The sequence below is a fragment of the Cellulomonas sp. P5_C6 genome, assembly GCF_054049635.1.
The window spans coordinates 1-1195 of record NZ_JBFULZ010000374.1 but is presented as its reverse complement, the minus strand read 5'-3'; the positions used below and the strand labels follow the sequence as shown (position 1 = coordinate 1195).

At 70.9% G+C, this 1195-nt stretch carries 1 protein-coding gene; it reads right to left on the bottom strand.

Going from position 1 to position 1195, the window contains the following annotated elements; translation table 11 throughout:
- Positions 1-907 (bottom strand): LacI family DNA-binding transcriptional regulator (locus ACXJKG_RS21235; protein WP_456847696.1); only part of this gene is annotated, 907 nt, incomplete at its 3' end.
- Positions 908-1195: the final 288 nt, after the last annotated feature.

Below are 1195 nucleotides of genomic sequence, written 5' to 3'. Positions count from 1 at the left end.
TCTCCACGGCGATCCGGCCGATGTCGTGCCCCGGCACGGTGATCGCGTCGATGGGTCGCTCGATCGACTCGGCGATGTGCGCCGCGTTGATGGCCACGATCGCCATCGACTCGCCCGTTCCGCGCCCGTGCCGCTCGAGGGCCTCGACCACCCCGGCCAGCGCGGCCTCGTTGTGGACCACCAGCCCGGTCGTCTCGGGATGCGTGGCCAGCAGCTCGTCCACGGCGGCGACGCCGCCGGCGTAGCTCGGCTCGCAGGGCACCACGACGACCGACGCGGAGTCGGTCGTCGCCTGCTCGACGACGCCGTCACGCATGCGGACCGCGTAGTTGGCTCGGTGCTCGAACCTGTCGCGCGAGGCGCCGATCAGGGCGAGCCGGCGGTGGCCGTGCACCGTGAGCTGGTGCGCAGCGAGCCTGCCCGCGGCCGCGAAGTCGAGGTCGACGCAGGAGAGGCCGCTCGTGTCGGCCGGCACGCCGATGAGCACGGCGGGGCGCGTGAGCGCCCGCAGGTACGGCAGGCGAGGGTCCTCGGACTCGATGTCCATGACGATGAGGGCGTCGGCGAGCGACGTCGCCGAGRCCCGGTCGATGCCGCCGACGTCCTCCTGCGTGAGCAGCAGGACGTCGTGGTCGAACTGGCGCGCCGTGGTCAGCACCCCGGCCACGAACTCCATGATGATCGCCACGTTGATCCCGGGGCGGAACGGCACCATCAGGGCGATCACGTTGCTCCGGCTCGACGCCAGCGCCCGCGCGCCCGCGTGCGGGTGGAACGACAGCTCTCGGATCGCCCGTTCGACGCGCTCGCGGGTCGGCTGCGAGATCGGCCGCTTGCCGCTCAGCACGTAGCTGACCGTGGAGACCGAGACCCCTGCCGCGCGAGCCACGTCGCCGATTGTCGCCATGGCGTCAGGGTAGCGGCAGGGGCACCCGGATGGTTCGACGGTTCTTATCGATACGCTTCGATTACCTTCTTCTGCACGGCAGGTGCACATTTCCGCAGCGATGCCGTACGCTCGGCCAGCGAAGCGCTTCGACGATGCGGCGAGCGCCTGCGACACTGCGTGGAGACGCAGCGCAGGCCCGAGAGGACGACGATGAAGTTCACCGACGGCTACTGGCAGACGCTCCCGGGCGTCACGGTGCTGCACCCGCGATCCGTGGTCGACGTCGAGGTCGGCGAGCAGGTGCTC